Annotated in this window: 7 protein-coding genes; 4 read left to right on the top strand and 3 right to left on the bottom strand. The window is 73.6% G+C overall.

Annotated features, from left to right (window positions below; translation table 11 throughout):
- The first annotated feature begins 83 nt into the window (after positions 1 to 83).
- A complete protein-coding gene (locus B7P34_RS23925) occupies positions 84 to 608 on the top strand; it encodes a Zn-ribbon domain-containing OB-fold protein (RefSeq protein WP_106679644.1) in 525 nt (174 codons plus the stop codon).
- On the opposite strand, the gene B7P34_RS23930 is transcribed toward B7P34_RS23925, so the two are convergent.
- Positions 551 to 1,246 (bottom strand): pyridoxine/pyridoxamine 5'-phosphate oxidase, encoded by a 696-nt coding sequence (locus tag B7P34_RS23930; RefSeq protein WP_106679645.1) that lies wholly within the window; start codon positions 1,244 to 1,246, stop codon positions 551 to 553. The two genes, B7P34_RS23925 and B7P34_RS23930, sit on opposite strands and share 58 nt — an antisense overlap.
- A 67-nt stretch (positions 1,247 to 1,313) precedes the next feature.
- Positions 1,314 to 2,528 carry a thiolase C-terminal domain-containing protein gene (locus tag B7P34_RS23935; RefSeq protein ID WP_106679647.1) on the bottom strand — a complete coding sequence of 405 codons (1,215 nt, stop codon included), beginning with the start codon at positions 2,526 to 2,528 and terminating at the stop codon, positions 1,314 to 1,316.
- An 88-nt stretch (positions 2,529 to 2,616) separates the two neighbouring features.
- Here B7P34_RS23935 and B7P34_RS23940 point away from each other — a divergent pair, with 88 nt between their 5' ends.
- Entirely contained in the window at positions 2,617 to 3,921 is a 1,305-nt protein-coding gene (locus tag B7P34_RS23940) for an acyl-CoA dehydrogenase family protein (RefSeq protein WP_106679648.1), read from the top strand.
- Positions 3,918 to 4,418, top strand: coding sequence for a nitroreductase family deazaflavin-dependent oxidoreductase (locus tag B7P34_RS23945; protein WP_223268162.1), 501 nt, complete (start codon positions 3,918 to 3,920; stop codon positions 4,416 to 4,418). The genes B7P34_RS23940 and B7P34_RS23945 overlap by 4 nt, the downstream gene beginning before the upstream one ends.
- A gap of 143 nt (positions 4,419 to 4,561) precedes the next feature.
- Here B7P34_RS23945 and B7P34_RS23950 read toward each other — a convergent pair whose 3' ends face one another.
- Positions 4,562 to 5,209, bottom strand: a complete 648-nt coding sequence (locus B7P34_RS23950; protein ID WP_106679650.1) for a TetR family transcriptional regulator — start codon at positions 5,207 to 5,209, stop codon at positions 4,562 to 4,564.
- 489 nt (positions 5,210 to 5,698) lie between these two features.
- Here B7P34_RS23950 and B7P34_RS23955 point away from each other — a divergent pair.
- Positions 5,699 to 6,637 (top strand): serine/threonine-protein kinase (locus B7P34_RS23955; protein WP_189383003.1); only part of this gene is annotated, 939 nt, incomplete at its 3' end.

The following is a 6,637-nucleotide window of genomic DNA, read 5'->3' on the forward strand; positions in this document are numbered from 1 at the left end:
ATGGCGCTACGGGCAAACAAACGGAGGGCCGGGGCAGGGCTGATTCCCGGAAAGGGGCCCGGAAATGCAAGGAGGTTGAGGCGTTGCACGCGAATCGGCCGCCTGTGCCGGCCGTCCCGCGATCCGACGTTCCGGAAGCCGACGTCTTCACTCTTCCCTACTGGGAGGCGGCGGACCGGGGCCTGCTGCTCATACGGCGGTGCCGCGCGGCCGGCTGCGGGCAGGCGCACCACTATCCCCGGGAGTTCTGCCCGCGCTGCTGGAGCGAGGACGTCGTCTGGGAGGCGGCGAGCGGCCGGGCCGAGCTCTACACCTGGTCAGTGGTCCACGTGAACGACCTGCCGCCCTTCGGCGGGCGGCTGCCCTACACGGCGGCTGTGGTGGACCTCGCCGAAGGTCCGCGGATGATGACCGAAATAGTCGGCTGCGAGGAGGGCGAACTGCGCATCGGTATGCCGCTCACCGTCACCTTTCGGAGGCTGGAAGGGGCGCTGCCGGCAGGGCGGCCGCCCCTCTCCGTGCCGGTCTTCACACCCGCGCAGGCATCCGCTCAGGGCCAGAGCAGCTCGGTCGACCAGCCGCCTTCCGCGGAGGGGCTGCGGCGGTAGTTCAGGCGCACGTGGCGGCGCCGGGCGTCGCCCTGGAAGAACTCGACCTCCTGCGCCTCCAGGACGTAGAGCGTCCAGCCGGCGACCGGAGCGTCCGGCTCGCGGAGGGCTCGTTCCCAGGCCGCGTCCGAGGCCCGCTCCAGCTCCTCGTATGAGGAGAGCACCTCGCTCTGCCTGCCCACGAGCGCTGCCGCCAGGGCGCCCGTGGAGCGCTTGGCCAGGTCCGCCCGGCTCTCCTCGGCGCCCGCGGCCGTCACCGTGCCCTGGACGCGGACCTGGCGGCCCACCGAGGGCCAGTAGAAGCCCAGCGCCGCCTCCGGCCGTGCGGCCAGCTCGCGGCCCTTGCGGCTCGTGCGGTGGGTGGCGAAGTGCCAGCCGCTTGCGTCGGCGTCGTGGAGCATCAGGGTCCGCACGGAGGGGCGGCCGGCCGCGTCGGCGGTGGCGAGCGTCATCGTGTGCGGCTCCGGGGAGCCGGCGGCGGCCGCCTCGGTCAGCCACTGCTGGAAGAGGGGCAGCGGATCGGCGGGGGCGGTGGCGGGGTCGAAGTGCGGCAGCTCCGTGTCCCATACGGGGAGGGAGCGCAGGAGGGTGCGGAAGTCCTGCTGACGGGTGTCGCGGGATGCGTCTGCGTCGCTCATGGGGCCATCCAACCCGGTGGGGTGAGGGGCCCGCGCGCCGGGCGCGCTCAGCCGCTCTCAGCCGCTCTCAGTCCCGCGCAAGGACCAGCGTCCCCGCGGAGCAGAACCAGCCGCCCGTGCCCGAGGCCACGGCGATCCTCGGGAGCTCCCCGTCCCGTCTGTGGACCTGGCGGCCCGCCTCGGCCTCGCCCCGCAGCTGTCGTACGGCCTCGACCAGAAGGAACAGGCCCCGCATTCCGGGGTGGCAGGCGGAGAGGCCGCCGCCGTCGGTGTTGACCGGAAGCCCGCCGCCGATGGTCAGCCTGCCGTGCTCCACGAAAGCGCCGCCCTCGCCCTTGGCGCAGAAGCCGAGGTCCTCCAGAGTCACCAGCGTCATATAGGTGAACGCGTCGTACAGCTCGGCCACGTCCACCTCCGCGGGGGTGACCCCCGCGCGCTCGAAGGCCAGGCGCCCGGAGCGTGCGGCGGGGGAGACGGTGAAGTCCTCCCACTCCGACATCGCCGTGTGGGACACGGCCGTACCGGCACCCAGCACCCACACCGGCGGGCGGGCGGCGTCCGCGGCGTAGTCCTCGCCCGCGAGGAGCACGGCGCACCCGCCGTCGGACCGGATGCAGCACTGGAGCTTGGTGAACGGATCGGCGATCAGCGGGCCGTCCAGGACGTCGTCGACGGTGATCGGGTCGCGGTACATGGCGTGCGGGTTGTGAAAGGCGTTGGCGCGGGTTTGAACGGCGATGTCGGCAAACTGTTCAAGCGTGGTGCCGTACTCGTGCATGTGGCGGCGTGCGGCCATGGCGTACTTGGCGATGAGCGTGTGCCCGTACGGCGCCTCGAACTGCAGCGGGCCGCGCGCGCCCAAGGAGAGGGCGGCGGTGCGGCGGCCGGCCTTGAGGTCGGCGCGGGCGGTGGAGCCGTAGACCAGGAGGACGACGTTCGCGTGGCCCGCGGCGATGGCGTCGGCGGCGTGGGCCGCCATGACCTCCCAGGTGGCGCCGCCGACCGAGGTCGAGTCGGCCCACATGGGACGCAGCCCCAGGTGGTCGGCGATCTCCATGGGGGCCAGGGTGCCCAGCCCGGCGGAGGCGAGGCCGTCGACGGAGGCCCTGGCGAGCCCGGAGTCGGCGAGGGCGCGCCGGGCCGCCTGCGCGTGCAGGTCGTAGGGCGTGGCGGAGTCGACCCGCCCGCAGTCCGAGAGTGCGACGCCGACGACGACGACCCTGCGTGTGCCTCGGACGGCGGCGCGAGCGGCAGCGTGCGCGGCAGTGCGGACGGCAGTCATGAACTGACGCTACATCAGATGAGGTCTGGGAAAGTCGTGTTCGCCCACCTAGTATGACGGCCCGTCAGATCCCGGGAGGGTGTTGCCCATGGACGCCGCATTCACCGAGGAGCAGGGCGAGATCCGGCGCACCCTGCGCGAGCTGCTGCTCAAGCGCTGCGGATCGGAGGAGCTGCGCGCCGCTGTCCGTACCCGCGCCGGCTACGACGAGCCGCTGTGGCGGCAGCTGGCCGAGCAGCTGGGGCTGCCCGGGCTGGCCGTCGAGCGGCACTACGGAGGCGTGGGCTGCGGCCCCACGGAGCTCGCACTGGCCTGCGAGGAGACGGGCCGGGTGCTGCTGCCGTCCCCGCTCCTCGCCACGGCGGGCCTCGTGGCCCCTCTGGTCGCCGCTCTGGGCACGCGCGTGCAGCGGGCGGAGCTCCTGCCCCGTATCGCCTCCGGCGAGCTGACAGGGGCCCTCGCGCTGCCCTGCGCCTCGCTTCCCGCGGCGTTCGGCCTCACCGGGCCCCCGGACGGCGCGTGGGCCGGGGGCGGCAGGGCCGGTGGCATCCAGGCGCGGCAGGCGGGGGAGGGGCGGGGCTGGCGGCTGTACGGGGAGGCGGCGCAGGTCCTCGACGGGCACAGTGCGGGGCTGCTGCTGGTGGCTGCGCGGGCGGGCGGTTACGTTCACGGCCGCACGCTGCTGTTCGTCCTCCGGCCCGGCGTGGCCCGCGGGGTGCGCCGTACGCGCCTGACCGCCCTGGACGAGACGCGGCCGCAGGCGCGTGTCGAACTGCGGGACGCGGAGGCCGACCTCCTCGGCGGCGCGGACGGCGGGGTGCCGGAGGCGCTGGCCCGGCTGGGTACGAGCGTCGCGGCGATGCTGGCAGCGGAGGCCGTCGGCGCGGCCGACCGGGCGCTGGAACGGACGGTCGAACACGTGCGGACGCGTGAGCAGTTCGGGCGGCCGATCGGGTCCTTCCAGGCGGTCAAGCACCGCTTGGCCGACCTGTACGTGTCCGTGCAGGCCGCGCGTTCCGCCGCCTACTACGCGGCGTGGGCGGCAGGGGAGGCGGCCTCCGCCGCACAGGACGACGGCTCAGGTGGATCCGGCGGCTCGGGCGGCTCGGACGGATCCGGCGGCCGGGGCGGCCCGGGCGGTTCCGGCGGGGACGAGGGTGACGCAGGAGTCGCCCTCGCGCAGGCCCTGGAGACGCTGCAAACGGTGGCCGCGGAGGCGGTCCAGCTTCATGGAGGTGTCGGGGTGACGTGGGAGCACGACATCCAGCTGTACTTCAAACGGGCTGCTTCGGACGGCCTGCTCTTCGGGCCCCCGGACCGGCTGCGGGCCCGGGCCGCGGAGCTCGCCGGGCTGTTTGCCGGGCGGACGGACCGGGAAGCGGTGGCCCCGTGAAGGGCGCCGCGGCGGAGCGCGTGGAGCGCATGGTGCAGAGGGTCTCGTCGACCCGCACGTTCGCGAGGATCGCGCCGCACTGCGTCCCCGCCCTGGACCGCGCGGTGCACCGGCTGACGGGCGGCAGGACGCTGCTCAGCACCCGCCTGCTGCCCGGCCTGGTGCTCACGTCGACGGGCGCCCGTACCGGCCTGCCGCGGCGCACGCCGCTCGCCTGCATGCCGGAGGGCCCGAGGGGCGCGCCTCCGGTCGCGTGGGTGCTCGTGGGGAGCAACTTCGGGCGCCCCGGTCACCCTGCGTGGTCGGCGAACCTGCTGGCGCACCCCGAGGCGGAGATCAGCTGGAGGGGCGGTGACGTGCCGGTGCGGGCGCGGCTGCTGCGCGGCGCCGAGCGGGAGGCCGCGTGGGCGGGCGTGGTGGCGTTCTGGCCGCCGTACGCGCGCTACCAGGCGCGCGTGGAACGGGAGATCCGGCTGTTCCGGCTGGAGCGGCGGTGACGGGCCGGTAGCAGGGGAAAATCACGGCGGCGGGCCCCCTCCGGGCCCGGCCGGTGGGGGCCCGCCGCTGCGATGACAGGACGTGCGGGGGTACGGACGCGCAGACGTGCGAGGCGCCGGAGTGGGCTGGAAGCCGCCGGACGCTACTTCGTCGGCTTCTTGCCCGTGATGCCCAGGTGGACGAGGAGGGCGAGGTTCGGCTTGAGCTCGGCCTGTTTGACGCCCCAGCTCTGGAAGCCCTTCTGATGCGAGGCCACCGCGGCGAGCATGGCGACGAGCGACCCGGCGATCGCCGCGGGGTTCACGTCCTTGTCCAGCTTGCCCTTGGACTGGAGCTCCTTGACGGAGTCCGTGAGGGAGCTGGTGACGGCGTTGAGGATCTTCATGCGGATCTTGTAGAACCGCTTGTCGCCCTCGGCCGCCCCGAGGTCGACCACCCGGAGGATGGCGTCGTGCTTGCGCCAGAACCCGAGGAAGCCGTCCACGAGCTCCTCGGCGGCCTGCCAGCCGGACTTGCCGACCCAGGAGCGCCCGGCGACGAGCGCGGTCAGGCCCGCGCCCTCCTTCGCCATCTCCTCGGCGATCTCGAGGACGGCGCCCTCGACGTCCGGGAAGTACTGGTAGAAGGTCGCGGGCGAGGTGCCGGCCTTGCGGGCGACGTCGATGACCTTGACGTCGCGGTAGGGAGAGGAGCTGAGCATTTCGCTGAGGCAGTCGAGCAGCTTCTGCCGCGTCGCCTGGCCGCGCCGACCGGCCACGCGGCCGTCGACGGTGCGTACTTGTCCTGTCATGCCGTCAGCTTACCGAGGGGTGATCGGAGCGCGATCCGGCCGCATGCAAATGGGGGCAGGGGTCTGAAGTGGGGTGTAAGGCCAGCTCAGGGGGTATGCGGGGGACTCCTGGAAGATCGCCGGGGATTGGCCCGTACCGGTGAATCCTCTTATCAACAGGCTGTGGACAACGCCCGCCGGAGACCCTTCGCACGGTTGTCCACAGGTCCGCCGGAATGCGGCCTCCGCCCGCTACGGTGGCAGTCGTGACACACCCCGCGGGGCATGGCGGAAGCTCCCGGGGGCAGCGGCGGGTCGCGCACGGAAAGCGGGGGTGGGAGGCGCGGGACGAGTCGTTCCGCATGTGGTGGAGAGAAGGTGAAGCGCGACCCGGTTTCGCCACCGCGTCGTTCGCCAGGAAGAATCAGCATGCGTACCCCGGGATAATTCGCGGTGAGACGCTGCACGGGGCTGAAACCCTTCAAGCCCCGACGGGGAGGTGGCAGGTCAGTGGTGGAGCAGCTTACGCAGCACGACCCGAGACGGATCGGCCCGTTCGAGGTGCTCGGCCGACTCGGTGCCGGTGGCATGGGGCTGGTCTATCTCGCCCGCTCGGCGTCCGGCCGGCGGGTGGCGATCAAGACGGTGCGCACGGAGCTCGCCGAGGACCAGCTCTTCCGGGTCCGCTTCACCCGCGAGGTGGAGGCGGCCCGCGCGGTCAGCGGCTTCTACACCGCCGCCGTCGTCGACGCCGACCCGCGCGCCGCCGTGCCGTGGCTCGCCACCGCCTACGTGCCGGCGCCCTCCCTGGAAGAGATCGTCAACGAGTGCGGGCCCCTGCCCGCCCAGGCCGTGCGCTGGCTCGCGGCCGGCATCGCCGAGGCCCTGCAGTCCATCCACGGCGCCGGCCTCGTCCACCGCGACCTGAAGCCGTCGAACGTGCTGGTGGTGGAGGACGGCCCGCGCGTCATCGACTTCGGCATCGCCTCCGGCGTCTCCAACACCCGGCTGACGATGACCAACGTCGCCGTCGGCACGCCCGCCTACATGTCGCCCGAGCAGGCGCGGGACTCCCGCAGCGTCACCGGCTCCAGCGACATCTTCTCCCTCGGCTCCACCCTCGTCTTCGCGGCCACCGGCCACGCCCCCTTCCACGGCGCGAACCCCGTGGAGACGGTCTTCATGCTCCTCCGCGAGGGCCCCGACCTGAGCGGCCTGCCCGACGAGCTGCGGCCCCTGATCGACTCGTGCATGCAGATGGCCGCCGAGCACCGGCCCAGCCCCGCCGACCTGCAGGCCGAGCTGGCCCCGCACCTCTTCGCCTCCGGCGGGGGCGACGACAGCGGCACGGCCTCCGCCTGGCTGCCGGACAACGCCGTCTCGCTCATCGAGCAGCGCCGCGCCGGCCAGCGGCCCGCGGCGGCGGCCGCAGGCCGGGCGGGCGGCCGC

Source organism: Streptosporangium nondiastaticum, from assembly GCF_003011965.1.
In the GTDB taxonomy this organism is placed as follows: Bacteria; Actinomycetota; Actinomycetes; order Streptomycetales; family Streptomycetaceae; genus Streptomyces; species Streptomyces nondiastaticus.